Origin of the sequence: Streptomyces rimosus, assembly GCF_008704655.1 — a bacterium.
Lineage (GTDB): Bacteria > Actinomycetota > Actinomycetes > Streptomycetales > Streptomycetaceae > Streptomyces > Streptomyces rimosus.
On record NZ_CP023688.1, the window covers coordinates 8848639 to 8874914 of the forward strand.

Consider the following 26276-nt stretch of genomic DNA (forward strand, 5'->3'; position numbering starts at 1 on the left):
AGGGCGGGCGCGGGTGCCGCCCTCGCGCCCGGTCACCGCCTCCCATCGGCAGTGACATGCCCGACTCCAGTAAGCGGTGGAGGCAGCCTGCCAGGGCAGGGCCGGCCATGCCCGGTCTCTTCTCGGCCATGTACGAACACACCTGGATGAGCACACCTGTTGAAGGGAACCGCCCGCCTGCGGTGGTGTTAGTGCGTATCCGGGGCGTCCTCGTGCCGTTGGCGGGCGGGCGTATCGTCATCGTCGCGCTGACGGGCCGAGGTGGCCACTTCGATCGACGGCCCGCTGCTCGCGCGTCTCGCGCGCCTGTGCGCGCTTGAGCCTCGCTGCATGACGGTCCAGCCGGTCCTGACTTTCCGCGACAGCCTCGTGCGTCCGACGCAGGGATGCGGAGGACGACTTCCAGCAACCGGTCACCGCCTGCCCCGCGGCGCGAGAGCGCCGGTCTGCCCGCCCCTGTTGCGTATCGAGAGCGGTTTGGCGCCGGTCAGCGGCCCGCTCCCGCTCGTCGGCGCGGCGCTCGCGCAGCTCGGCGGCCGCCTCCCGCTCGTCGAGCAGCCGCTCCCACTCGCCGCACGGGCCCGCGCCGGCACCTGGCGGTTCGACCGGTCGATCACTGCCCACTCGGCAGTATGCATCGCGTGTACGAGGTGGTGCAGCACCGGTGTGACGGAACTGGGGCGCCCGGCGGTATGTCATGCCGTGCCGTTGTTGAGGTGGAGCCGGTGGGTGAGGATGTCGCGGGCGACGTCGAGCAGGGCCCGGTCGTGGGTGTAGGCGTGGGCGCGCAGCCGTAGAAGGGCCTGGTCGAGGGGGAGGCGGAGCTGGACGGCGAGGACGCCGGCGGCCTGGTGGACCTCGGCGCGGTGCAGGGCGAGTCCGGTGCCGTGTTCACCGGTGAGCAGACGGGCGGGGGAGGTGCGCAGGATCAGCGTCAGGGCGGCGCGGGCGAAGCGTTCGGTGGCTTGTTGCTGCCGGGCGGTCGGCGGCCCGGGGCGTATGCGGTAGACGGTCAGGGCACCGGCGGGGACGACGCCCAGGCGCAGCGGGATGGCCACGACGGCGCGGGCGGGAGTGGTGGCGGCGGCGGGCAGAAACTGCGGCCAGCGGTCGGCCGGGGTCCGGGTCAGGTCGGGCTCGGTGATGGTGCGGCCGGTGCGGGCCGCGTCCAGGGTGGGACCTTCGCCGAGGGTGTATTGCAGGTCGTCCAGTTTCGGGCCGAGTTGGTCGGCTGCGTCGTCGCTCCAGACGAGCTCCAGATGGCCGCGGGGGGTGGCCAGGCACAAGGTCAGTGCGTCGTGGCCGAGCAGGCGCGCGATGGCCCCGGGGGACAGGACGTCAAGGCCCCGGCCGGTGCGCACGGCGTGGCGCAGCCGGTCGAAGAGGGTGTCGATCTCGGCACGGGGCATGGTCCACCTTCTGTCGCGGGCACGGCGGGGCGGCGGCCGGGGCGCCGCTGGGTGCCGGGTGCGGCCGGGCTGTCACGAGTGGGACAGTTCGTCGGGGACCGTGCCGTGGGCGACGTCGGTGGCCAGGTCGGTGAGTTTGCGCCGGCGGGCGCGGGCGTGTGCGCGCAGCCGGTGGAACGCGTCGTCCAGGCTGATGCGCAAGCGTTCGGACAGCACACCCTTGGCCTGTTCGATCACCAGGCGGCTGTCCAGCGCGGTGGTCAGTTGCTCGATCAGGACGGCCTGGTCGTGCAGGTCGTGCCGGTGGCCGAAACAGGACGCGGCGGCATCGGCCAGGGCCTGGGCGATGCGCAGGTCGAATCCGTCGGGCAGGGTCTCGGCGTCCTGATCGCTCATCAGGTTCAGGGCCCCGGCCGTCAGCGCGGGGGTACGCAGCGGCAGTGCGGCCACGACGGTGATGCCGGCCCGCTGGGCGCGGCGGGCGAAGCGCGGCCAGCGCAGCGCCGCCGGGCCGGTCAGGACGGCGGTGGGCACGGCGGTGCCGTCGCGGGTGGCGTCCAGGCAGGGGCCCTCGCCCAGTTCGATCTGGTCGTCCTCCAGCTGGCGGCAGCGTTCGTCCGAGGCGGTGGCGTACTCCACCTGCCCCAGGTCGTCGAGGACGGTGACGCCGGCTCCGGCCACCGGCAGCAGGGCTGTGGTGTGTTCGGTCAGGTCGTGCAGCAACTCCAGCGGATCGAAGTCCGCTGTGCGGTGAACCAGATCGCGCACCGCTTCGGCGATGCGCACTTCCCGCAGGGTCGCAGGCATGAAAGCCGCCGATCGGCAGGCTCCCGCCTCCACGGCGTGGACGCGGGGACAGGGCGCGCGCCTAGCGGTGGGAGCGGAAGTCCGGCCACAGGGGACCGCTGATGCCCGCGGACGGGGACCGCCGCACTTCACCTGCTCTCCGCCTGACCCGCCCCGACCGCCGCTTGGGCCGGCTCCACCCGGCCCGGGCGACCTCACGGTGCACTGTCAAGCCTAGCGCCGCCGGTCCGGCCCTCACAGGGGGTGTCGCGGTTGTGGAGGGTGGCTTTGCCGGGCCACTGATGACCGGGGCGAGGCGGCGTACGCCGCCGTAGACGGGTTCGGAAGTCTGGGCGAAGGCGCCCTGCCGCAGGCCGCATCGCCCACGACCGCGCCCCGGTAGTGGTTCGCCGGGCCGGAGTCGACTGTTACCCGCGGGGTGGGAGCCCGCTGCCGTTGACGGTCTTCCGCCGCCCGTACCTTCTGCACCTGCCGGTGCTCGCTGGCCTGCGGCCTCTGCTGCGCCCTTCCCCGGCCCATGCCCAAGCTCCGGCTGGTACCGGCGAACCTTCGCATTTGTTGCCCTACGCGCCCTGACGGCGGCAGGCCGTCGCACCGACAGGAACGCAACCGTCCGCACTCTCCACACAGCCAACCCGTACGGCAAGATCAGCGGGCCGAGCCGAAGGTGCCGCGGGAACAGGACGTCCGGCCTCGAACGCGGTTGCTGGCCATCGGAGGCCGTCACTATCCGCCAACGCATGCACCCCTGCTCTCGGATGGGATCAAGCAAGCCCTGGGCGGCCCAACGATTCTCTACAATCCGCCCATGCCCCTTTCGCGTGCGTTGCCCGTTCACCGCACCGCAGTTGACCCTGCTGGTGCTCACTATGCGTCGGCGTTCGCGGCACCCGTTGCGGGCCTGCCGCAGTTGTCGCCCGAAGCATGGGCCCGGATCGTCTTCGAAGGGGCACCCGTCGCCTTGCAGCGATGCCTGTATGCCGCGTGGCGTGGCGGGCTCGGCCTGCGGTTGGGCCCACGCGGCGCACACCGGCACGTGCTGGGCTGGCCCATCACGGCCACCGGGCCCGGCTCGATCACATTGGAGGCGCGTTCGCCGCTGCTCACCGCCCGCAATGTCATCCGCACCGGTGGCTCGCTTGTGACCTGGTCGACCTTCGTGCATGTCACCGGCCGCACCGGCCGAGCCGTGTGGGCCTCGGCCGCACCCCTGCACCACCAGACCGTTCCCCTTCTCCTGAAGCGTGCGACCCGCGAGGTTGCCGCGCGGCCCTGACACGTTCACCGTGAAGCCTCGGTCCTGGCACTCCTTGCCGCCCGAGCTGGCGCAAGGCACCCTCCACCACCGGCGCACGAAGGCGGGAGACGACAACGGCCGGCCCACCTGAAGTTCATCAGGCGCGCCTTCTACGCTGACGTTACGTGCGGAATCTCCCTCCATCCGAGGCGCCGGCTGCTCTCGGACCCGGCCCCGTCTGTGTCTCAGGCGGGGCACCGTGGCCGTCCTCGCCGAACGCCTTCGCGGCCGTGCTCTGGCCGGCCTCGTTGCCGCCGACCGCTACCACTACCTGCGCACCGAGATACAGCCCCGCCTGGACGCCGGTGGCCCCGTCGTACGCGTCGAACGGAGACCCGGACAACGACCGCCGACGGGGGCCAACCCGGGCGGAGACCAGTGGTGAACCCACCGCGCGACCTCCCCAGTCCGTGATCACGGGGCTCGGTGGAGGTGCCGCCAGGTGGCTCCTTCTGCGGATTTCCCTGCTTGCGGACCCCGGCCGCATGCTGATGCGCGCGGCACACCGTGGAGTCGACACTCAGGTCCCACGTGATCGCGCCCTTCACCTCGGCCGCGGACTGGAGACGGGTGAGGATGCGGTGCCAGGTGCCGTTGCGCTGCCATCGGCGGAACAGGTCGCAGACCCGGCTCCACGGCCCGTACTCGACGGGGCCATCCCCGCCATGGACCACCGGTGCGGATCCGGAACCGTATGCCGTCTATCAACTGCCGCCGAGGACAGACGGGGTCCCCTCCTGGCACCCTTCGGCAACAACGGCTCCAGCACCGCCCACTGCTCGTCCGGGACAGTCCCCGACCCATGAAGCACGAACATGCACAGTCCAAGATCCACTTTTGATACACGGCCTGGCCCCAGTCCGAGCCCCGGATTCAGCGATACCCGGCCCGGCTGGTCACAGCAGGTGTTGCGCCCGAAGGTCCGCCACATACTTGGTGATCAAGTCCTGCGACAGATGGGGGATGTCCGCCTTCCCGTCGAGGGCGGCGGCCCGCACGGCCGCGCGGAATCGTTGCGCAGGCAGCGCCGATCCGGGCAAGGGCTCCTCCGGCTTAGTGAAGGCGTGCAGCAGAGGGAGCAGCGAATGCTGCCTCTGGCGGTCGGGCGGGCCGCGCAGGGCGGTTTCGAAGCGGTCGAGCCATGCGTCGTAGTCGTGGATGCGCGTGAGGGGGTGCCCGGCTGCCGTCAGCCAGTCGACGAACGTGTCGAGTGAGATGCCGTCCTCGTGCGGGTTCACGACGTTGAAGGTCCGGTAACCCTCCCGTGTGCCGTCGCCCAGCGCGGCGACGGCCCGCGCGGTGAAGTCCACGGGGAGCCCGTCGTAGTGCCCGCTGCCCGTGTGGGCGCCGGCGCCTCCGGCGTAGAAGCTGCCTGGCGCGATGCCTGTCGCCAGCAGGCTCAGCAGGAGGCGGGTGAACACGTCCGGGATGTTCAGCTGGCCCCGGTAACGCCGGTGCGCGAGGATCATGTTCGAGCGGAACACGGCGACCGGCAGACCGTACGTCTCGTGCGCCTCGCGGAGCAGTACCTCGCCCGCCCATTTGCTGGCCGCGTAACCGTCCGCGTAACCGCCGCCGAGATCGCGCACTGCGCAGGCCGTGCGGATGTCCGCCGTCTCGTCGGCCGCGGCCTCGGCCCCGAAGACGACGGCGACCGTCGACAGGTAGGTGAACTGCTTGACGCGGGAGGTGAGCGCGAGCCTGATCAGCTCGGCCGTCCCCAGGACGTTGGGGCCGAACTGCTGGTCGTACGGCAGGACATGGTTGACGAGTGCCGCCGGGTGGACGATCAGGTCCACGGTGTCGGCCAGTCGCTGCCAGGTCTCCTTGTCGAGCCCGAGATCGGCCTCCCCGATGTCGCCGGCAATCACCTCCAGGTGCTCGGCGGCCACTTCACGGTAGTGCCGGAGAAGTTCCGCGTCGCCACTGTCGAAGGCCGCATCGAGCCGTGCCCTGGCCGCCTCGTCGGTGCTGCCACGGACCACACACACCAGGGTGCCGCCGCGCTCGGCGACCCGCTCCAGCCATTCGAGGCACAGGAAGCGGCCCAGGTATCCGTTGGCGCCGGTCAGCAGGACGGTCCGTGCCTCGGGCAGCGGACCGGCCGGCCTGCCCGTCTTCGTGAGGGTGCCTGTGTCGAGAAATGCGCCCAGCTTCAGGTCGCTCGCCAGGAGGCGCTTCGCGCCCGGTCCGTGGACGCTGTCGGCGGTCGGACGCTGGTGCCCCGCAAGGGCATTCTCGATGTGGTCAGCCACCTGCCGAAGGGTGTTGACCGGGTTGATGAGGACGTCGACCGGCACGTCGACGTGGAAGATCTCCTTCAGCAGCTGTGAGAACGACAGCGCGGAGAGGCTGTCACCACCGAGTTCCAGGAAGTGCGTGTCGGGCTTGACGTCGCCTTGTCGGTGTCCGAGGAGTGCGCGGGCGGCCCGGAGCACGGTTTCCGGTACCGGCTGGGACGGGCCGGCCTGGCGCAGTGCCTGGAGTTCGTCGGTCCCGCGCTCGGCCAGCTCGGTGTACAGCGCTTCGAGGCGTTCGCCGTAGCGCTTCGTCAACGCGGGCCGCAGCAGCTTGCGCACTCCGGAGAGCAACCCGTTCTGCTGACTGAACGGCTCGGTCTCGATGAGGAAGTCCCGTGGAATCTCGTACGCGTTGAGTCCCGCCTCGGCGGCGAGGCGTTGCAGGGACTCGCGCAGGATCGACCTGAGGCGCTGGGTGTCCTCTCCGGAGCGGTCGAGCGCGTCCTGGGTGGGCACGATGACCGCGAGCAGGTAGGCACGGGTGCTGTTGCCGTACACGAAGACCTGCCGGACGAACGGACTGCCGATGAAGAGGGCTTCCAGGCGCGACGTGGCCACGAACTCGCCCTGGGACAGCTTGAGGACGTTGGAACGGCGGTCGACGTACACCAGCGTGTCGGGACCGGTGCGGGCCATGATGTCGCCCGTGCGGTAGAAGCCGTCCTCGTCGAAGACCTGGGCGGTGGCGTCCGGCCGCTGGAAGTAACCGGAAAAGAGCCGGTCGGACTTGATCAGGAGTTCGCCCCTGGGGTGCGGCGAGTCGGTCCGGAAGTATCCCAGCTCGGGCACGTCCGCCAGTTTGTGGTCGGTCACCGGCGGGCGCACCACCCGGCCGTCGAGCGAGACGATTCCGGCTTCCGTCGACCCGTAACCGTTGAGCAGCCTGACGTGCAAGCACTTCTCGACGAACGCCGTCATCTCGGCGCTCAACGGGGCCGAGGCGCTGAGGGCCCACAGGAGGCGGCCGCCCAGGGTCTTCTCCCGCAACTCTTCGCGCAGTTCGGCCTGCAGTTCCGCTTGCACGTCCTCCTGTACGTGCTCCGCCCGATCGGCCGTGGTTCCTGGCGCCTCCGCGCCCGTATCGCTACGGCGGGCCAACTCGGCCTGGTAGCGCTGGAAGAGCATGTCGCTGATGCGGGGCACCATGATGAACTCGGTGGGGCGGGTCAGGGAGAGGTCTTCGAAGAGCGTCGACAGGTCGCTCGACGCCACGAAGTAGGCGATGCCCCCCTTGGCGAGCGTGCCGAACAGCACGCCCCGTCCCATCATGTGGCTCAGCGGCATGTAGTTGAGCACGATGGACGGCCGTACCCCCTGGCCCGGCACGAAGTCGACCCAGAACTGCCGGACCAGGCGCTCGGTGTACATGGCGCCCTTGGGAGTGCCGGTGCTCCCCGAGGTGTAGATCAGCGAGCTGAGCGCATCGGGCGTCGCTCCCTCGGGGCACCGGGGGAGGGGCGGCAGGGCCCGCCCCCGCTCGATGACTGACGCCAGCGTGTCCACGGTGACGCCTCGGCCCTGCGCGGCGAGCCGGTCGCGCGCGGAGTCCAGCCCTTCCTGGTGAGCGGTGATCTCGGAACGGTGGCCGAGAACGACGATCCTGTCCAGGGAGGGGGCGTCCGCCGCGAGCTGGAGCGCGACGTCGAGGTGGGCCATGTCCACCGCGAGCAGGCGCGGCCCGGTCTGCGCGATGATGGGGGCCAGATGCTCCGCCGAGGCACCGGCCTGGAGAGGAACGCTCACCGCACCGCAGCGGAGGCATGCCAGGTCCACCATGGCGTACTCGGCGCTCGTGGGACCGAGCAGCGCGACGAAATCGCCGCGGTCCACGGCGTGGCCGGGGTGGTGCCGCCACTCGGAGGCCACCGCGCCGACACGTTCCCACAGTTCGCCGTAGGTGATCGTGTCGAAGCGCTCCAGGAGGCGCAGCGTGGTGCGGCCCGTATCCGGGTCGGTGACCGGCTCCGTGGCACGCTCGCCCAGGGCGGGACGATCCGCGTAACCCTCCATCACCGTGGCCACGAGGTCGGCGAGCGGGAGGCCCGGCCGCCGGATCGCCTCGGTGACGGAGTCCAGCGGCGCGGCGTCGCGGAACTGCGGATCTGTCGCGTACAGGTGAGCGGCGCGCCGCGCGGTACGTGCGGTGAACTCGTCAGTCGGGGGATGGGCGGTAGGTGCGGTGAAGTCGTCGGTCGGGGTTTGCGAGTCGGACATGAGTGCTCTCCTCTTCGGCCTGTGCCTGGCAGGCCCGTTCAGGTGGGGGAATCGTCATGTTGCGGGGGAAGAGCGGAGCGGACCGCCTCGTCAGCGTGCCGAACAGCGCACCAGGCGGTTGCGCCCTGCGCCATACCCGGCAGCTGCCATGGCCGCGCCGAGGGCGACCAGCACCACGAGCGGAAGCGTCCAGCTGCCCGTGCTGTCGTGCAGGATGCCGAGGAGGAGGGGGCCGGCCGCCGCCATGAGGTAGCCGACGGGCTGCGCCATGCCTGCCGGCGCGGCAGTCTCGCCGGAGCTATCGGCGCGTTCGCTTTGGACGGTCAGCGCGGGGACGAGGCACGCGCCGCCGCCGAGACCGAGCAGGGTGCACGCCAGCGAGCAGGGTGCACGTCAGAACGGACAGCGCGGGGGCCGAGACCAGTACGGTGATGCCGCCGGCCACGGCGACCGAGGCCCCGGCCGCAGTCCATCGTTGGTCGTGACAGCCCCCGGGTGAGCAGGGGCGGGAGACTGCTGGCTGTCAGGGAGACCAGCTGGTAGGAGAACAGCATCCATCCGGCCGTGGTGCTGGTCGAGCCGCGGTGGATCAGAATGCTGGGCAGCCATGCGACGGCGGTGCAGAAGGCCAGGGGCGGCAGGCCCACGAACATGCTGAGCTGCCGGGACAGTCGGGGCCGCCAGAGTGGGGCTTGTCGGATTGGGGCCGGTCGCCCCGCGTCCGGGGCAGCCAGGCGAGGAATGCCGCGACGGTGAAGGCGACACCCCAGGCGAGAGCGGGGTGCCAGGAACCCGGCAAGCTGGGGGAGCGCGGCGCGGAGATCCCGGAGGAGACCGCGGCGGTGACGCCCATGACTGTGACGCAGAGAGCGCTGATGCCCTGGATGCGGTGTGCGAGCATACTCCGCCGGACCAGCGCGGGCAGCAGCACCTTGCCGAACGCGACGGCAGCGGAAAGGATCACGGTTCCGGTGAACAGGCAGACCACCGAGGGAAGTGACCGGACCACGGTGCCGACCGTCAGTGCGCCGAGGGCGGCCACCAGCAGACGTGCGGTGCCGAATCCCTGGTAGGCCCGGGCCTACCAGGAGTGATGTCGCGGCGAATGTCAGCAGAGGGAGCGTATTCAGCAGCCCGCCCCAGCTCGATGTCAGGTCGCTGCCGCGCTCGATCGCCGGCAGTAGCGTGCCGACACCGGTGAGGCTGGTACGCAGTTTCGCCGCGACGAGGCAGATCGCGAAGACCAGCCCGACGGACACGGCAGGCCGGATGGGGTCGGCGGTCGACGACTCAGAGGGGGAGCGCCGGTGGGACAGCGACGCTAACCGCGGACTCACTCGCCCTCCGCTACGTGTGCTGCACCGGCCTCGTGGTCGCGGGTGAGCTGGACGATCGCGGCCGCCGCGGCGCGGGCGCCGCTCTCGTCCCGCTCCTCGATCGCGTCGACGAGACGCCGGTGCAGGGCGGCGTGCTCCTCGGCACCGGCGGTGTCCCAGGGCAGACCGCCCAGGGAGGAGGTGAGAGCCGTACCGAGGTGGTCGTACATCTCGATCAGGAGGTCGTTGCCGCTCGCCCGGACGACGGCCCGGTGGAACAGCGCGTCGACACTCTCGGCCGCGGACCTGTCCGCTCCCGCACAGGCCGCGTCGGCGTCGGCCAACAGCTCTCTCAGCTGCCGCAGTTGGTCCTCGCTGCGGCGCAGGGCGGCGGCTCCGGAGGCGTACTCTTCGAGGACGGTACGCAGTTCGAGCACGTTGTTCCGTTGGGCGGAACTCGCTCGCCGCACCATGACCGACTGGAGCTCACTCGACGCGCGGACGTACGTGCCGTCCCCGACCCGGGCTTCCAACAGGCCCAGGTGCACAAGCGCACCGAGCGCCTCCCGCAGCGTGCTGCGCCCGACCCCGAGCTCCTCAATGAGCGCCTGCTCCGACGGGATGCGCGTGCCCACCGGCCATCCGTCTGCCTCGATGTGCGAGCGGAGACTGTCCACGAGCTGCGCGGAGAGGCTGGCCGTCCGCCGCGGTGTACTGATGCGTTTCATGGCGGCAGCATACAGACAAACGTCAGACATTTGAACATCGCATCTTTGATGACGCGTCTTTATGCGCCCCGATCGCGCTTGATCCTCGCGTTGCGTGAGGCCCGAGTGTGGGATGCCCGCGTTCGTGACGATCCCCACGAGCGACTTGGCGGCTTCGGTGGACTTCTGGACCCGTGGGCTGGAGCTCTTCGAGCTGCCCGGCATTCCCGGCAGGCTGGTGCACCTGCGCCGCTGGGCGTCCCAGGATGTACTCCTCGCCCAGGCGGAGGGTGTTCCGGCACAGCCACCGGCGATGAGCTGCAGTTTCGCGTGCGTGCTCAGCCAGATCGACTCCCTCGTCGAAGCCTGTCGCGCGGTGCGCCCTGACTCGGTCGAAGAGCCGCGGGACACTCCCTGGAACACCCGCGACGTGACGGTGACCACGCCCGAAAACACATGCATCGTCTTTACTGCGGCGAAGCCCTTCGATCCGGTCAGTCGGGAGGCACGGAACCTCGCAGCCATCGGAATCACCCCACCGGACGCCGGCCGCGGCGACGGTGAGGAGCGTGCCTGATGCCAGTGACGTCGAGGGCCTGACCGTCGGTCGGGTCTCGGCGCGACAGGGTGTGACGGTCCGCGCGCTGCACCCCTGGGACGAGGTTGAACCTGGTCATCCGGGACGGCGACCGGGTGGTGCTCGCGGAGAAGCTGTTCCCCGTGGCTGAGTTGGCGCATGCTCTGGCGGGCTGGCTTCAGCGGCCGGACGGCGAGCGCGGTGACTTCGTGTTCGACTCGATGTCCTGCGCGGAACCCGGGGTGGCGGGTCGGTTCCGTCTTCGCGCCGGATGCCTGGACCTCGCCGGTCACTTGGGACGCCCTGGCAGCGGAGGCCGGACGCTTTGTGGCTGCCGTCCGCGAGGATATGGCGGAGATCGGTGTCAGGCCCGGTCTGATTCCGGGCCTCTGAGGCCCGGCCGCCTGCGTCTCATCGGCCGGCCTCGTGCACGGCCTGTGGCTGGGGGAGCACACCGTCCGACGAGGCCGGAGAGCCCGGCGAGGCCGACGAAGCCGCGTAGCGCCAGAACGGCCGTACGGTCAGCGCCGCTCCCACGACCAGGACCAGGCAGGCGAGGGCCGCGCCCGACCAGGCGAGCGTGATGCCGGTGGCGGAAGCCATGGCCCCGGCTCGCAGATCGCCCAGGCGCGGTCCGCCGGCGACGACGACCGTGAAGACTCCCTGGAGGCGGCCCCGCATCTCGTCCGGCGCGTAGGTCTGCATGATGGTCTGCCGGTAGACGGCGCTGACCAGGTCGGCGGCGCCCGCGCAGATCAGCAGCCCCACCGTGAGCGTCAGGCTGTCCGTCGCCCCGGCCGCCGCGATGGCCACCGCCCAGGCAGCCACGGCAACGGTCAGGGCACGCCCCTGGCGGCTCACCTTGCCGATCCAGCCGCTGAAGGCGGCGGCCACCAGTGAGCCCACGGCGACGGCCGAGTAGAGCAGTCCCGCACCTCCGTGGAACCGCGTCGAGGCGGCCTCCGGGTACAAAGCCGTGGGCATGGCCAGCACCATGGCGGCGATATCGATCGCGAAGGACATCCACAGAACCGGGTGCGAGCCGATGAAGCGCAAGCCGTCCCACACCATCCGCACGCCCCCTCGCTGCGGGAGGCCCCTTTCCATGCGCAGGGGAGGCAGGCGCACGGTGGAATACAACAGTGCCGTGAACAGGACGGCGTCGACTCCATAGGCCCACGCGAATCCGTGCGGCAGACCGACGAGCACCCCGGCCACCAGCGGACCGGCGACCTGCCCCAGATTCCCGGCGGTGTAATTCAGGGTGTTCGCGGCGGGCACCAGCGCGGCGGGTACGACACGGGGGATGATCGCTCCGCGCGCGGCGGAGGACACGGCGAAGGCGGCGGCCTGCAGCGCCACCAGCCCGAGCAGCAGCCCCACCGACCCGGCGCCCACCAGTGCCTGTACGAACAGGGCCAGGGTGACGGCCCAGGTCACGGTCGCGGAGACCAGATACAGCCGGCGACGGTCGACCCGGTCGGCGATGGCACCGCCGTACAGCCCGAAGACGACGAGCGGAGCGAGACCGACGAGACCGGTCAGGCCGACGTACAGCGACGAGTGGGTCAGGCCGTACACCTGAAGCGGGACCGCCACCTCGGTGATCATGGTGCCGATGTACGAGAGCCCCTGCCCCGCGAGCAAGCGCCGGAAGGCGGGGACGCGCAGGGGGCGGGTGTCGAGAGCGGCACCACGCAGCCGTGCGGACAACCTCTTCCTCTTCGTGGAGGGCTTACCGCGCTGCGTCCTTGCAGGACCGGGCGTTTCTGCAGGACCGGGCGTTTTTGCGGTGCTGGGCGAAGGTGCCGGGCTGGGTGTCTCCGTGGGCATGCCCCACAGCCTGACGCGTCCGGGCATTGGCGGGCTTCCGTAATTCCGCCGTTGACTTTCGTAGAACGGCCACACCGGTGACCGCCCCAGCCTCCCGTAGGAGCGGCAGCGCAGCGCTGCACTGCTGACCGGAAACGGCGAACCGATTTCCTCCCGGTACGCTCTCGAAAGATGTCGGAGAACACCTCATCGGGAACGCGGCAGGCCATCACACGGCACGACCACCTCGCCGGGGAGACGATCGGCCGCCACCGCCACCCGTTCCACCAGTTGATTTACGTCAGCACCGGCGTCCTGGCCGTGCGGACCGAGGCGGCGTCCTGGGTCGCCTCCAGTGCCCGGGCGATGTGGACCCCGGCAGACACCTGGCACGAACACCGGGTGTACGGCATCAGCCGGGTGCACACCTACGGCTTTTCTCCGGACGACGCACCGCTCCCCACCTCGACGCCCATGGTCGTCTCCGTCGACCCGCTGCTGCGCGAACTCCTCATCGCGGGCAGCGAACCCGGCCTGGCCCCGCCCGAGGCCCGACGACTGCTGGCCGTCGTGCACGACAGGCTCAAACGCTCGCACGTACAGCCGCTCACCCTGCCCACTCCGCAGGACCCCAGACTGGTCCGCGCGTGCTCGCTGGTCGCGAAGGACCTGGCGCGGCCGCGCACCGCGAAGTGGCTGGCCCGGCGTTCCGGCGTGAGTGAACGCACCTTGTCGCGCTTGTTCCGCAACGAATTCGGCATGACGTACCCGCAGTGGAGGACCATCACCCGCGTCTTCCACGCCATGATCCTGCTCGCCGAAGGACGCTCGGTCACCGAGTCCGGCCGAAGCTGCGGGTGGGCGACCACCAGCGCATTCATCGACACATTCACCCGCACGGTCGGCCAGACACCCGGGGGCTACCGGGCAACAGCTCGCGGGACCGCCGACTGGCAGCGTGCCCCGGAGTTTCCATCGCGCTAGGGCATGTTTCGGACGGGGATCTTGAGCCGTGCGTACAGGCCGTATCCAGCAAGTCGGGCAGCAGAAGCGCAACCGCCCCGAGCTGGTCCTGCCGCCGCAGCCTGACTGGCTACTGGCTACTGTACGGCTGAGGCGCTCGGCCAGGGTGCGGAGCCGTGTCCCTACTGTCGGCCGGACACGGGGCTGGGGTCCTCGGTTGAGATGCCGGTCAGCAGCCCGCGCCGTGGGCTCGTACTCCCGCAGGAAGGCGCGACCGATGCTCTCTGCAGCGAAGGTGGACATCTTTGAGCGCCGTCACAATCACCAGGGCATGACGTGCACGAAGGTTGCCCAGGAGGCGCGGTGCAGCCCGCACAGCGTGTACCACGTCGCCTACGTGCCCGCGGGCGGTACCCTGGCGCTGGACGGGCAGATCGGCCGGGCCATAGTCGAGTGCGCCGACGTGGGCGAAACCTCGCCCGACGCGTACGGCCGCGACGGCGGGCCACTGACGTTCCCGCTGGTTGCACAGGCCCCGGCACCGGCCGGTATACCTCCTCGATGCCGAGCCCGGGCTTCGCCGACCGCCTGCGTACCCGCAACCCCGGCTGCAGCATGGGCAGATGATCCGAACCACTCGACAGGCCGGCCGCAACCGCTGGCTTCCGGGCCGTATCTTCACCGTCATGACAGCCAACCGGAGGTTACGTCCCGCCGCGGATGACCGGGAATTGCGGATGTGGAAGGTCGGCCGGGCACTGACCTCCGCCTTCGTCGCCGCGGTCCTTGTCGCGGGCGGCATCTTCTACGGGCTGGTGGTGCTGCTGGGCTTCAGAGGTATCGACGACACCGCCAAGCTCGACGCCAAGACGCTTTTCGACCTGGTGAAGCTCTCCTTCGGGGTGGTCGCCGGGGCCGGTGCGCTCGTCGCTCTGGTGGTCGCCTACCGTCGCCAGCGCGTCGACGAGGCCGGCGCCCACCGCGAAGCGACCCGGCTCCACACCGAGCGCTTCTCTCAGGCGGTCGACAAGCTCGGCTCGGATTCCCCGGCCGTCCGGCTGGGCGGGGTCCATGCACTGGCCGGCCTTGCCGATGACGCCCCTGACGACAGCCTGCGCCAGACCTGCATCGATGTGCTGTGCGCCTACCTCCAGCTCCCCTTCACCCCCGACCCCGGTGACGACCCGGCCCATCAGGAGGAGCGCCACCGCTACCTGGCCTTTCGCAAGGTCCGGCACACGATCCTGCGTATTATCGGCGACCACTACCGGCGCCCGCAGGCCGCCCGCCGCTCCTGGCAGGGCTATGACCTCGACCTCACCGGCGTCACCATCGACGGCGGCATGAACTTCAGCGGCGCGGTGTTCTCAGGTGGCACGGTGAACTTCAGCGGTGCGATGTTCTCCGATGGCGCGGTGAACTTCAGCGGCGCGACGTTCACCGGCAGCACGGTGAACTTCCACGATGCGAAGTTCTGCGGTAGCACGGTGCGCTTCGGCGGTGCGATGTTCTCCAATGGCGAGGTGTGCTTCACGGGAGCGCTGTTCTCCGGTGGCACGGTGCGCTTCGGCGTCGCGTCGTTCTCCGGTGGCACGGTGTCCTTCGAGCGCGCGGTGTTCTCCGGTGGTGCGGTGGACTTCGGCAGCTCGGTGTTCTCCGATGGCACGGTGGACTTCAGCGGTGCGACGTTCGCTGGTGGCACGGTGTACTTCCACGTTGCGACGTTCTCCGGCGGCACGGTGACCTTCGGGCGTGCACAGTTCTCCGGTGGCGCGGTGGACTTCAGCGGTGCGGCGTTCTCCGGCGGCGCGCTGACCTTCAGGCGTGCGGTGTTCTCCGGTGGTGCGGTGGACTTCGGCGGTGCGACGTTCTCCGATGGCGAGGTGTGTTTCACGGCAGCGCTGTTCTCCGGGGGCACGGTGGCCTTCGGCAGCTCGGCGTTCTCCGGCGGGACGGTCGTCTTCAGGGAAGCGTGGGGTTCGGTTCCCCGGGGGCTCCTCGCTGCCGTCGGCTCTCCTGTTCCTGCGACAGTCGCCCTTGCCTCCGCCTGGCTACCCCCAAGTCCATAACGCTGAGGACTGATCGGTCGTCTACGCCTCGCCCGCCTCGTGCCGGAACGTCTCCTCAGCGTCGGGTCATCCAGAAGGCCGTCGCTCCGGAGGAGACGGCGCCCGCCAGGAAGACCACGGGCTCCACCGCAAAAAATGTTCTCGCGGATCCCAAAGGCCAAGGCCAGCAAGCTGGAGAACAGTAAGCAGACGGCTACGGCCGACGGCCTGGGCGCATGGGGCGCAGGGGACCGGCCAACCCGAGGCGTACGAGGAACTGCTCACCCGCCTGCGGGGATTCGAGTCGCACATCCGCTTATGGCGCCGCCAGCTGTCCGCAGGACACGAGCCCGTCCAGAACGCCGTCACCGTCGAGCACGAACGGACACGGTTTCTGACCACCTGGGAGAACTGTCTGATCACCGGCATGGTGCAGATTCCCGAGTACGCGCGGCAGCCGCCGGGAATGCGTTCCGTCTCCAGCAGTGCCGGAACAGCGTCGGTGAGTTCGGCCGCGAATCAGGAGGTCGACGCGGTTCCACTCTGGGCGCCACGAGCTGGACGGTGGTCTCCGGAGCGATGAGGCAGACCAGGGCGTCCCCGGCGAGTGGCAGGTCGGGTGGTGCGCGTCGCGCTTGAGGCGCCCGCTGACGCCGGGGACGGCGGGCTTGACTGTTCAGATGCCAGTTCCCTTGCGGCGGTCAACGTGCTTGGGCTGGTCCTGCTGCCCAGAACAGCATCAGCGCGAAAGCCCGCCGCGCAGGCTCGCTCTCCCCTGATGGGGCCGCTGCTCGTCGGCTTCATCCTGGGGGTGGTGACCTACGGTGGCGGGCCCCGGCGTCCTCGACGCCGGCCTGCTGGGCGGCGGCCTGGTGGAGGTGGATCGCTTCGACGCACCACGGTGGGACGCGGAGGCGCGGCAGTATCCGGGGGTGGAACCAGGCGAGCATGATGCCTTCGGTGACCTGGATGCGGGCGGCGTCTCCGTTCCAGGAGGCGGTGAAGACTTCGATGTCCGCCCGGCCGTTGCCCTGTTGCACTGTGGCCAGGGGGCGCAGGTCGGGCAGGACGAGGCCGGCTTCTTCGTGGAGTTCGCGGGTAATGGCCTTGTGTGGGGTCTCGCCAGCTTCCAGTTGGCCGCCGAGGAAGCTCCAGTGGCCGGGCCAGCAGATGCCGTCGATGTTGTCACGCAGGTGCAGCAGGTAGGCGCCGTCGCTGTTGCGGATCGCTGCCGCCACACCCATGGACACTCCTTGGCTCGCCGGTGTGTCCACCGTACGCGCCTGGGGCGTGGGTGGCTGCCACCGCCTCCTACACCGAGGCCACCGGGCGCCGCCTCTTCTGCGCCGTCGCCGACCTGGGCAGCGTGGCCGGATGGATGTCCTTCGACGCCGGAGCGCACGTCAGCGCGCAACGGCTCTTCATCGCCGCGCTGCACGCCGCCAGCGAGGGCGGCGACCGGCAGTTGGGCGCGCACATCCTCCAGTGCATGGCCCGGCAGATGTCCCACCTGGGGCACGTCGAGGACGTCCTCGAACTCGTCGCCCTCGCCCAGTACGGGGCGCGCCGGCACGCCGGCCCCGGCACCCGCGCCATCCTCGCCGCGCTCCACTCCCGCTTCAGCGCCCTGTGCGGCGACCTGGAAGAGAGCCGGCGGGCGGCCGGGGAGGCCGAGAACGCCTTCACCCGCATCCGCCCGGACGACGAGCCGCCGCACACCGCATTCTTCGACGAGGCGGAACTGTCGGCCACCCTCGGCGTCGCCCACCAGATCGCCGCCAAGCACGCCTCCGGCCACCGTCGCACCCACCGGGCCGAGCAGTCCCTCGTCCTGCTGGCCAACGCCCTGCGGCTACGGCCCGAGGGCCGCGTACGGTCTCGCGCGTTCGATCACATCGGCCTCGCCCGCACACACCTGGGCCGTCGGCGAACTGGCCGGGGCCTGCCAGGAGACGACCACCGCGCTCACCATCGCCGAGGGCCTGCACAGTTCCCGCATCACCGACCGGCTCAGCGAACTGCACGAAGAGACCGAGCCATATGCGGGCAGCAGCGACATCAGCGCTCTGCGTGAGCGTCTGGAGGACGTGGTCGCCACCGGGCGCTGAAGGGGGTGTTCTCGCCTGCGCGCTGCCCCTGGTTACGGGGGCGGGGGCCGGGCCCTCGCCGGTGACGGAGACGTTGTGCGCGCGGGTGGACGGGCTGCTGGTGAGTCGTCAGCGAGACCGATGTTGAGGTCGGCGCCTTGACCGCGGGTCAGGACAGGGTTCCGAGTGCCGGTCGCTCGCTGCCGTAGGCCGCGGCCATGGGAGAGCTGCCGTCGGTGACGAATGTCTTGATGCCCGCCAGGTAGGCGTCACGGTCGATCAGCCCGTCGCCGTCACTGTCGAGGGCGTCGAAGGCCGCGGCGACGCCGGTTCCAGCGTTCCCCGCGGCGGTACGCAGGCGGATGAACTCGCCGCGGTCCAGACGCCCGTCGGCGTCGCTGTCGGCGATGTCGAACAGGGACCCCAGCGCGGGCCGGCAGGAGCGCTCGAACGCCTCATGTCCCACCCAGGTGCGGTACTCCTCGAAGGTCACGCGGCCGTCCTGGTCGGCGTCCATGTCCGCGAAGACCGCTTCATGGGCAGCCCGCGCGGCGGTGACGACCGGATGATGGGCGTCGCGTTCCAGGGCCGACGCCACGCGGTCGACTCGTGCGAGGTATTCCGCGTGGGTAATGGCGCCGTCACCGTCCACGTCCAACATGGCGAAGATACGGTGCTGCGGTGAGTCGGACAGGGGATGGGACACGGTGCTTCCTCCCAGCTGATTCCACGGGCGCTCAGCCGTCAAGATACCCACCGAAAGCATAGAAAACGCACATTCCGCTAGTGTCGGGCAAGAAGGCTCGCCGGGGATCGGAACGGCGTACTCGTGGGGAAGTCAGGCGCGAGGCCGCCGGACTCCCGAGGAGGATTGGTCGACCGCTTCGCAGGGGGAGTACTCGTCACCGGGCCGATGGCGCGTCGGCAGCGGGCGGGGGCGACGCGGGCTCAGTAGGTGCCGTATCGGGCAGGTAGCCGCGTCGGCGGAGTTCTTCCACCAGGTGCTGGCTCAGCTTGCGAAGGTCGGCTGTGGCTTCGCCTGCCGGCGGAGCGGACCAGGATCACGGCGTCTTGCTCAGGGCTTCCATGGCCTGTTTGCAAGCCGCTGCGGCCTGCGCGGTCGCCTCCGCGCACAACCGGCAGTGCGCAGGCATGCTGCACATGCTGGTCACAGGACTCGTGGCTGCGCTGACACGCCAGTACGCAGGCCTGCAGCTGTGCTGCGAGCAGCGTCGTTTCGGGGTTACTGCCCCGAGTGAGGACCCGCCGCGTCGCCACAGCGATGTCTGCGCAGTCCAGGTCCCTGTCGATCGACATCCGCAGTTCGTCCACCTCCTTCTCCGCGAGCATTCCGCTCGCGCAAGCAGCCGTGGCCTGCTCGCACGCCAGCAGCGCGTCGACGGTCTGCGTGAGGGTGTCGTTGTCCAGGTGATCGGAACGGGAAGCCAGGCTGTTGAACAGCTCACGGGTCTGCATCCTCATCACCACCTTGTCCGGAAGGAACCTGTCCTCCGACGCTAGCCCCGCCCCCACCCGCCGGGAAGTACCCACACAACATCCCTATCCGAGCTAAACGCATAATTCAGACGGGTTCCGCTAGGTGTATTGGCCCAGAGGGTTGTTCACGCGGCTGATCGGTGGCTGGCAGCCGAGTGCGGTGTGGCAGCGGCGCACCATTTGTGGGCCGTGACGCGGGAGACGCCCATATCGGCGGCGACATGCGCAACCGGGCGGCCTGTGCGGACACGCTCGATGAGCGGCCGCCTGCCGTGAATGGTCAGCCGGGCATTACGGTGAGACACGAAGACCTCCGTGCGGTGCAGTCCTAGTCAGCTCCACCACACCGGAGGTCTTCGCCACGATCAAGCCCCGACATCGTTAACAATGCTCGTGATCAATACACCTAGGCGCTGTTTCTCGGATCTTCGGACGCGGAAGGGGTGTCGACGTCAGGCTGGAGGCATGGGTCGTGGGGATCTGGCGAACGCGGAGTGGGGCCGCCTGGAGTCGTTTCTGCCCCGGGGCGGGACGCGTGGAGGCCGGTGGAGTGACCACCGGCCGGGGTGCTCTACCGGGTGCGGACCGGCGTGCAGTGGCGGGACCTGCCCGAGCGGTTCGGGCCCTGGGAGACCGTCTATAAGCGTCATCGCCGCTGGTCGGCGGACGGCACCTGGAAGATGCTGCTGGCGCAGATCCAGGCCGCCGAGGACGCGGCGGGCCGGGTCGACTGGGACGTGTCGGTGGTCTCCACCGCGGTGCGAGCCCATCAGCATGCCGCCGGCGCCCGCAGGGCACCGCTGCCCGCGGCTTTTCAGAAAGGGGCCCGCGCAGGGACGAACGAGGCCGATCCGGTTCTGCGGAGACTGGCCGTCCGGCTGGAGGAGGTGGTCGCCTCGGCGAGTGCCTGGGACGCTCCCGCGGCGGCCTCACCACCAAAATTCACCTCGCCGCCGACGGACGGTGCCGGCCCCTCGCCCTCCCGCTGACTCCCGGTCACTATGGCGACGGCCCGCAACTCGAGTCAGTACTGCAGCAGATAGCCGTCCCCCGCCTCGGAGTCGGGCGGCCGCGCTCCCGGCCTGAGCATGTCCTGGCCGACAAGGCTTACACGTCCCGGTACAACCGCCGCTACCTGCGACGCCGCGGGATCGCCCACCCCATCCCCGAGCGGCGTGACCAGCGCAGAAACCGGCTCAACCGCGGCTCCCGCGGCGGTCGACCCACCGGATTCGACGGCGAGCGCTACCAGAAACGCAACACCGTCGAGCGAGCCGACAACCGCCTGAAAGGCTTCCGCGCCGCCGCCACCCGCTACGACAAGCGGGCCTACCTCCACCTCGGCACCGTCACCCTCGCAGCACTCATCATCTGGCTCCGCACATGATCCGAGAAACAGCGCCTAGTGGTCTGATCACGCTGCTACCTGCAGGCGCTGGGCATGCCTCGTCGATGTCGTCGTCCTCCTGGTAGGGGGCTGAAGGGCGCAGAGGGCGTGGGTGATCGAGACCGGAGGTGTGGTGCGGCGACGGCCGTGCCACCAAGGCAGCAGCTTTGTAGGAGTCCCGCTACGACGTCGAGCACGATCATCGCAGGCGCGCCGGCTCCGGCCTGACTCGCCGCATGGTCCGCACGCGGAGCGAGGCCGGTCTACTTATGTAGCGGCCGGGCCGATATGACGCTCTGCCCCGCCCGGCGCGGTGACGTTTTCCGGCTGCCGATCCCTGCCCGTCAGGCCCACTTCACCGGTGGGCGGTCCGCGGCCAGTTGGCCGTGATCGACTGGGAGACGAGTGGGAAAACGGCAAGCCAGGCCTCTGCGAGCTTCTACCGGTAGGTGCCGGGAACTGCGAGAAACTGCCGGTTGTGCACGGTGACGAAGCCTGGCCCGCACAGTAGGGCCGGGCTTCGTGGATGAGCGCGCGTCCGCTGCTACCGCACTACCCGGCGAGGCGTCCGGGGGCGGGGTGGGTACGGGCAACGGCCGCTGGTAACCCGACGCACAGGGCGGGTAGTTGATCGAGCTACAGGTGTAGGTGGCGCCCGCGACCCGCCGCCACCGGCGCTCGCGACTGCTGCCGCGCCGTCCTGCGCATCCTTGCCACCTTCGCATGCGCCCCTCCTGCAGTGTCATGAGGCCGCCAACCACCGTACCCCCGCCGGTCATTGGGCTGGGCGCTGGCGCGCACGCCCGGCGCGAGTAGCAGTCCCCTTTACAAAAGTGCCCCCGTTGCCCCGATCTTCGGCAGTGCGGAAACGATCACCCTTGTCGCGAATGGGCACGATGCCCCCATGAGCCGTACTTGCCCAGGGAGTTCACATGATGCGTCGAGTCCGGACCCGGTCCGCGACAGCGTCACCGACCCGGCCGGCCGCCGTCCGCGACCGGGGGCTCCGCGGGCGAGCGGCACTGGCACGGCGAGCCCTCCCGGTGTCCACCGGAGGTCGACCCGCCGCCCCCGTTCCCCGCACGTGCTCTCGCCGTGTGGTTGTTTCCCCACTGAGGAGAACTGATGAAGCGCATCTCGATGGCCCTGGCCTCCGTCGGCACCGCCCTTGTCCTGACCGTCGGCCTGGCGGGCAGTTCCTATGCCTCCGCTGACGGTGTCTTCCTGTACACCACCGCGGGCGGTGATCAGGAGACCCTCGACAATCCCTCCCTCGACCGCTGCTACAACCGCGCGGGTGACGGGCACGCCGTGAACCAGACCAACCGGACCGCTCTGGTCTTCCGGCGTGCCGGCTGTGTCGGGAGTGCGGAGCGGATCAGGCCGAAGCAGCACGCCTTCGACATCACCTTTGAAAGTGTGGAATTCCCCAGCTGATCCTGCGGCGGTGGGCCTCCGGGCCCACCGCCCCCGCCCGTACGTTTCCCCCTCTGAAAGGCCCCGCAGTGAATCGCTCCTCCCTTGCCGTGAGCATGGTGGCCGCCGTGGCCCTGGCCCTGCAGCCGGGCACTGCATGGGCCACGCGGGGCCTGTTCACCTATACGCCCCCGCCGGTCGAGGAGGCGCTGCAAGCGCCCCGTGTCGGCACCTGCTACGCGATGGAGGGCGACGGTCCGGTCGAGAATCAGACGCGTTATGAGGCCCAGCTCTTCCGGGGTGCCAACTGCTCCGGTCTGGAAGGCGTCCTCCAGCCGGGGCAGCGGCAGCGGAATGCCGTCTTCAGCAGCGTGCGCTTTGTCGGGCACGGCTCCGCCGGCGGCTACTTCTCCTATTCTCTGGCTCCGCTTCGGGAGGTGCTGGCGAATCCGCAGGCCGACCGATGCATCGATATCCGCGGCGAGGGTCATGCCGCCAACCGCACCGACAAGGTGGTGCTGCTGTTCACCAGGCCGGGTTGTCCCGGCACGGCGGACGCCAAGATCTACGCGAACGAGCAGGTCTCCCACAGTCGTTTCGAGAGTGTGGAATTCGTCAGTTGAGTGGAGGGGGCCTCCATAGCCCGGATGCGGCCCGCCGACCCCACCGGTGTCACCGTCCCCGCCCGCCGCTCGCGGCACCGCACGCAAACGCAGAAACACCCCGGACCGTATTGACGGACGGGGTGTTTCTCTGCGTATATTGGGCGTTTCCATGTCTGATGAATTTCTTCATGCATGGTTAGCCACTAGAAGACACGGTATCCGAGCGGAGCTGAATTGTCAAACGAGGAATTGCGGCAGGAGCAGGAATTCACCGATCTGCTCTACGAGCGCCTCGCCGAACTGCGGGCCGGAACCGAGTCCGCCGTCAAGCGGGCGCTGCCGCTGGAGGGGAACAACTTTCAGGCGCGGCTGGAGCGCGATGTGACGGTGGCCGAGCAGTCCGGGCTGCTGGCCGCCCTCGACGCGGGGGAGAACGGCCTGTGCTTCGGGCGGCTGGCGTTCCAGGACGGCGCCGACCACCACATCGGCCGGATCGGCATCCGCCGGGACGACGCGGACCGTACGCCGCTGGTCGTCGACTGGCGGGCCGAGGTCGCCCGTCCGTTCTACCTCGCCACCGGGCACACCCCCATGGGGCTGCGCCGCCGGCGGCACATCACCACCTCGGGGCGGCGGGTCACCGCCCTGCACGACGAGATCCTGGACCTCACCGACACCGAACGCACCGGGCATGAGGGCACCGACGCGGACGCCGTGCTCCTGGCCGCCCTGGACGCCGCCCGTACCGGCCGGATGCACGACATCGTGCAGACCATCCAGGCCGAGCAGGACCGCATCATCCGCGCCCCGCACCGCGGTGTGCTGGTCGTGGAGGGCGGTCCGGGCACCGGCAAGACCGCCGTCGCCCTGCACCGCGCCGCCTACCTGCTGTACGAGCACCGCGAGCTGCTGGCCCGCCGGGCCGTGCTGATCGTCGGCCCCAACCCGGCCTTCCTCGGCTACATCGACGAGGTGCTGCCCTCGCTCGGCGAGACGGGCGTCCTGCTCGCCACGCCCGCCGAGCTGTTCCCCGGCGTGGTCGCGACCGGCACCGACACCCCGCGGGCCGCCGAAATCAAGGGCGGCGCGGCGATGGCGGACGCGCTGGCGGCGTACGTACGCGACCGGCAGGCCCTGCCCGAACCGGCCCTCGTAATCGACCACGAGGACGGCGAGCTGGTGCTGGACGCGGAGATCGCGGCGGCGGCCCGGGAGCACGCGCGCGCCACCCGGCTGCCGCACAACCTGGCCCGCCCGTACTTCGCGTTCCACGTCATCGACGCGCTCACCGCGCAGCTGGCCGACCGGATCGGCGCCGACCCCTACGGCGGCCCGAACCTGCTCGGCCCGGACGACATCGCGCAGCTCGGCAAGGCGGTGGCGGCCGCTCCCGAGGTGCACGCCGCCATCCAGGAACTGTGGCCCTCGCTCACGCCGCAGCAACTGGTCGCCGATTTCCTCGCCGAGCCCGTGCACCTGCCGGACGCCGACGCGGACGCCATCCGCCGCACGCCCGGCCACCACGGGCCCTGGCCGGCCGAGGACGCGTGGACGCCCGCCGACGTGCCGCTGCTGGACGAGGCCGCCGAACTCCTCGGCGAGGACGACTCCGCGGCGCGCGCCGCCGAGGAGGCCGAGCGTCAGGAGCGGATCAAGTACGCGCAGGGTGTGCTGGACCTCTCGTACGGCTCCCGCACCCAGGAGTTCGAGGACAAGGACGACGAGGACTCCGAGGTGCTGGCCGCGCACGACCTGATCGACGCGGACCGGCTCGCCGACCGGCAGGAGGAGGCCGACCACCGCAGCGCCGCCGAGCGGGCGGCGGCCGACCGCACCTGGGCGTTCGGCCACATCATCGTGGACGAGGCCCAGGAACTGTCCGCGATGACCTGGCGGCTGCTGATGCGGCGCTGCCCGACCCGCTCGATGACACTGGTCGGCGACCCGGCGCAGACCGCGGAGCCGGGCGGCTGCGGCACGTGGGAGACGATCCTCGCGCCGTACGTGGACGACCGCTGGGAGCACGTGCGGCTGGGCGTCAACTACCGGACACCGCGCGAGATCATGGACATCGCCGCGGCGGTGCCCCGCTCCGTGCACCCCGGCTTCGAACCGCCCAGCTCGATCCGCTCGACCGGCGTACGCCCCTGGGCGCTCGGGGCCGCCGCCGGCGACCTGCCGCGGGCGGTCGCCGACGCGGCCGTACGGGAGACCGTCGGCGGCGCGAAGCCCCGTGCGCAGGAAGGGGAGCTCGGCGCCGACGGCGCGGCGGAGGGCCGGCTCGCGGTCATCGCCCCGCAGCCGCACCACGCCGCCCTGTACGCCACGCTGTCCGCCGCCCTGCCGGAGGTGTCCGCCGGGCAGGACGTCGATCTGACCCGCCCGGTCGTGCTGCTCGACCCGCGGCAGGCCAAGGGCCTGGAGTTCGACACCGTGCTCGTGGTCGAACCAGCAGAGTTCGGCACGAGCGACCTGTATGTGGCGCTCACCCGGGCCACCCAGCGGCTGGGCGTGATACACGCGGCGGCGCTCCCGGAGGCGCTGCGGTCGCTGGCGGAGGCAGCACCGCACCGGGAGGCGGTCGGCGCCTGACCGTACGGTACGGCCTGCCTCCCCGGCCGGGGCCCGGACGGTACGGGGCGCCGCACACCGCGTGCGGCGCCCCGTACCGGTGGTTCCGCCGGCCGAATTGCCGGTGCCCGTACCGGCGGCTCCACCGGCCGATTTGCCGAACCGGCAAAGACCCTTGGGCACGGCGCGAATTCCCCTCGATGATCGCAGTGGCGACGCGCCGCACGGCGCCGGACGACCGGACGAGGAGACCGCCATGCCCCAGCCCACCGACACAGCCACCCCGCCCCACGACGGACACCGCGCGGCGCACCGGCTGGTGGACGTCCCCGGCGGACGCATCCACTTGGTCGAGCAGGGCACCGGACCGCTGGTGCTGCTGCTCCACGGCTTCCCCGAGACCTGGCGCTCCTGGCGGCACCAGCTGCCGGCCCTGGCCGCCGCGGGCTTTCGCGCGGTCGCCCTGGACGTCCGCGGATACGGGCGCTCCTCGAAGCCGGCCGAGGTCGCGGCGTACCGGATGACGGCACACGTCGCCGACAACGTCGCGGTCGTGCACGCCCTGGGCGAGGACACCGCGACCGTCGTCGGCCACGACTGGGGTGCCACCATCGCCGCCAACACCGCGCTGCTGCGGCCCGATGTCTTCACCGCCGTGGGACTGCTGGGCGTGCCGTACGCACCCCGCAACGGCGTCCGGCCGACCGACGCCTTCGGCATGGTCGGCGGCGACGAGGAGTTCTACGTCGGCTACTTCCAGCGGCCCGGCCGGGCGGAGGCGGAGATCGAGCCGGACGTCCGCGGCTGGCTGGCCGGCTTCTACGCCAGCCTGTCCGCCGACACCATGGCCCCCGACGGCAGCCCCAGCTGCTTCTTCGTGCCGTCCGGCCGGAAGATGGCCGACCGGTTCGTCCGCGACGCCCGCCCGGCCTGGCTCTCGGAAGCCGAACTCGACGCCCTGGCCGAGGAGTTCGAGCGTACGGGCCTTACCGGAGGGCTCAACCGCTACCGCAACGTCGACCGGGACTGGGAAGACCTCGCCCCCTGGGACGGCGCCCCCCTCACGCAGCCCTCCCTCTTCATCGGCGGCGAACACGACTCGTCCACCACCTGGATGGCCGACGCCATCGAAGCCTTCCCCGCCGCCCTCCCCGGTCTCTCCGCCGCGCACCTGCTCAAGGGCTGCGGGCACTGGGTCCAGCAGGAGCGGCCCGACGAGGTGAACCGCATCCTGACCGGCTGGCTCCGCTCGCTGACCTGACC

The 26276-nt window shown here is 70.5% G+C and carries 17 protein-coding genes and 3 pseudogenes; 10 read left to right on the forward strand and 10 right to left on the reverse strand.

Annotated elements, in window-relative coordinates; genetic code table 11:
- Positions 1 to 695: 695 nt before the first annotated feature.
- Both CP984_RS38750 and CP984_RS38755 read right to left on the reverse strand, forming a co-directional pair.
- On the reverse strand, positions 696 to 1409 hold the full coding sequence (locus CP984_RS38750) for an ANTAR domain-containing protein (RefSeq protein WP_050504551.1): 714 nt from the start codon (positions 1407 to 1409) through the stop codon (positions 696 to 698).
- A 72-nt stretch (positions 1410 to 1481) separates the two neighbouring features.
- Positions 1482 to 2216, reverse strand: a complete 735-nt coding sequence (locus CP984_RS38755) for an ANTAR domain-containing protein (RefSeq protein ID WP_003979464.1) — start codon at positions 2214 to 2216, stop codon at positions 1482 to 1484.
- A gap of 808 nt (positions 2217 to 3024) precedes the next feature.
- Between CP984_RS38755 and CP984_RS38760 the strand changes: the two genes are divergently transcribed.
- Positions 3025 to 3492 carry a DUF2867 domain-containing protein gene (locus CP984_RS38760; protein WP_030178282.1) on the forward strand — a complete coding sequence of 156 codons (468 nt, stop codon included), beginning with the start codon at positions 3025 to 3027 and terminating at the stop codon, positions 3490 to 3492.
- A gap of 917 nt (positions 3493 to 4409) precedes the next feature.
- Here the strand turns inward: CP984_RS38760 and car are convergent.
- The 3 genes from car to CP984_RS38780 form a co-directional block, all read right to left on the reverse strand.
- Positions 4410 to 8027, reverse strand: a complete 3618-nt coding sequence (gene car / locus CP984_RS38770; protein WP_003979461.1) for a carboxylic acid reductase — start codon at positions 8025 to 8027, stop codon at positions 4410 to 4412.
- 90 nt (positions 8028 to 8117) lie between these two features.
- The gene (locus CP984_RS42410; RefSeq protein ID WP_226048751.1) at positions 8118 to 8297 is read right to left on the reverse strand and encodes a hypothetical protein; all 180 of its coding nucleotides are present in this window, start codon (positions 8295 to 8297) and stop codon (positions 8118 to 8120) included.
- Between the two features lie 1063 nt (positions 8298 to 9360).
- A complete protein-coding gene (locus tag CP984_RS38780; protein ID WP_003979460.1) occupies positions 9361 to 10071 on the reverse strand; it encodes a FadR/GntR family transcriptional regulator in 711 nt (236 codons plus the stop codon).
- A 109-nt stretch (positions 10072 to 10180) separates the two neighbouring features.
- Here CP984_RS38780 and CP984_RS38785 point away from each other — a divergent pair.
- A pseudogene (locus tag CP984_RS38785) lies at positions 10181 to 10627 on the forward strand (VOC family protein); the annotation flags it as partial.
- A 411-nt stretch (positions 10628 to 11038) separates the two neighbouring features.
- Here CP984_RS38785 and CP984_RS38795 read toward each other — a convergent pair.
- A complete protein-coding gene (locus CP984_RS38795; protein WP_003979458.1) occupies positions 11039 to 12340 on the reverse strand; it encodes an MFS transporter in 1302 nt (433 codons plus the stop codon).
- A 291-nt stretch (positions 12341 to 12631) separates the two neighbouring features.
- Between CP984_RS38795 and CP984_RS38800 the strand changes: the two genes are divergently transcribed.
- Together CP984_RS38800 and CP984_RS38805 are read left to right on the forward strand one after the other, a co-directional pair.
- The gene (locus CP984_RS38800; RefSeq protein WP_003979457.1) at positions 12632 to 13423 is read left to right on the forward strand and encodes an AraC family transcriptional regulator; all 792 of its coding nucleotides are present in this window, start codon (positions 12632 to 12634) and stop codon (positions 13421 to 13423) included.
- Positions 13424 to 14025: 602 nt separating this feature from the next.
- On the forward strand, positions 14026 to 15471 hold the full coding sequence (locus tag CP984_RS38805; protein ID WP_371281582.1) for a pentapeptide repeat-containing protein: 1446 nt from the start codon (positions 14026 to 14028) through the stop codon (positions 15469 to 15471).
- Between the two features lie 779 nt (positions 15472 to 16250).
- Here CP984_RS38805 and CP984_RS38810 read toward each other — a convergent pair.
- A complete protein-coding gene (locus tag CP984_RS38810; RefSeq protein WP_003984527.1) occupies positions 16251 to 16694 on the reverse strand; it encodes an NUDIX domain-containing protein in 444 nt (147 codons plus the stop codon).
- A gap of 50 nt (positions 16695 to 16744) precedes the next feature.
- On the opposite strand from CP984_RS38810, the gene CP984_RS38815 reads away from it, so the two are divergent.
- A complete protein-coding gene (locus tag CP984_RS38815; protein WP_003984528.1) occupies positions 16745 to 17524 on the forward strand; it encodes a hypothetical protein in 780 nt (259 codons plus the stop codon).
- Positions 17525 to 17706: 182 nt separating this feature from the next.
- Here the strand turns inward: CP984_RS38815 and CP984_RS38820 are convergent, their stop codons facing one another.
- From CP984_RS38820 to CP984_RS38830, 3 genes and pseudogenes are all read right to left on the reverse strand, one after another.
- Positions 17707 to 18243, reverse strand: a complete 537-nt coding sequence (locus CP984_RS38820) for an EF-hand domain-containing protein (protein ID WP_003984529.1) — start codon at positions 18241 to 18243, stop codon at positions 17707 to 17709.
- 242 nt (positions 18244 to 18485) lie between these two features.
- On the reverse strand, positions 18486 to 19013 hold the full coding sequence (locus tag CP984_RS38825; protein ID WP_197049345.1) for a hypothetical protein: 528 nt from the start codon (positions 19011 to 19013) through the stop codon (positions 18486 to 18488).
- A 197-nt stretch (positions 19014 to 19210) separates the two neighbouring features.
- Positions 19211 to 19339, reverse strand: a pseudogene (locus CP984_RS38830) (IS481 family transposase); the annotation flags it as partial.
- A gap of 160 nt (positions 19340 to 19499) precedes the next feature.
- On the opposite strand from CP984_RS38830, the pseudogene CP984_RS38840 reads away from it, so the two are divergent.
- The 5 genes and pseudogenes from CP984_RS38840 (at position 19500) to CP984_RS38860 (ending at position 26274) form a co-directional block, all read left to right on the forward strand.
- A pseudogene (locus tag CP984_RS38840) lies at positions 19500 to 20421 on the forward strand (IS5 family transposase).
- 1125 nt (positions 20422 to 21546) lie between these two features.
- Complete coding sequence (locus CP984_RS38845; protein WP_003984533.1) at positions 21547 to 21858, forward strand: hypothetical protein; 312 nt, start codon at positions 21547 to 21549, stop codon at positions 21856 to 21858.
- Between the two features lie 107 nt (positions 21859 to 21965).
- Positions 21966 to 22460 carry a hypothetical protein gene (locus tag CP984_RS38850; protein WP_129820873.1) on the forward strand — a complete coding sequence of 165 codons (495 nt, stop codon included), beginning with the start codon at positions 21966 to 21968 and terminating at the stop codon, positions 22458 to 22460.
- A gap of 231 nt (positions 22461 to 22691) precedes the next feature.
- Entirely contained in the window at positions 22692 to 25034 is a 2343-nt protein-coding gene (locus CP984_RS38855; RefSeq protein ID WP_003984535.1) for a HelD family protein, read from the forward strand.
- Between the two features lie 235 nt (positions 25035 to 25269).
- Positions 25270 to 26274 (forward strand): alpha/beta fold hydrolase, encoded by a 1005-nt coding sequence (locus CP984_RS38860; RefSeq protein WP_003984536.1) that lies wholly within the window; start codon positions 25270 to 25272, stop codon positions 26272 to 26274.
- Positions 26275 to 26276 lie beyond the last annotated feature (2 nt).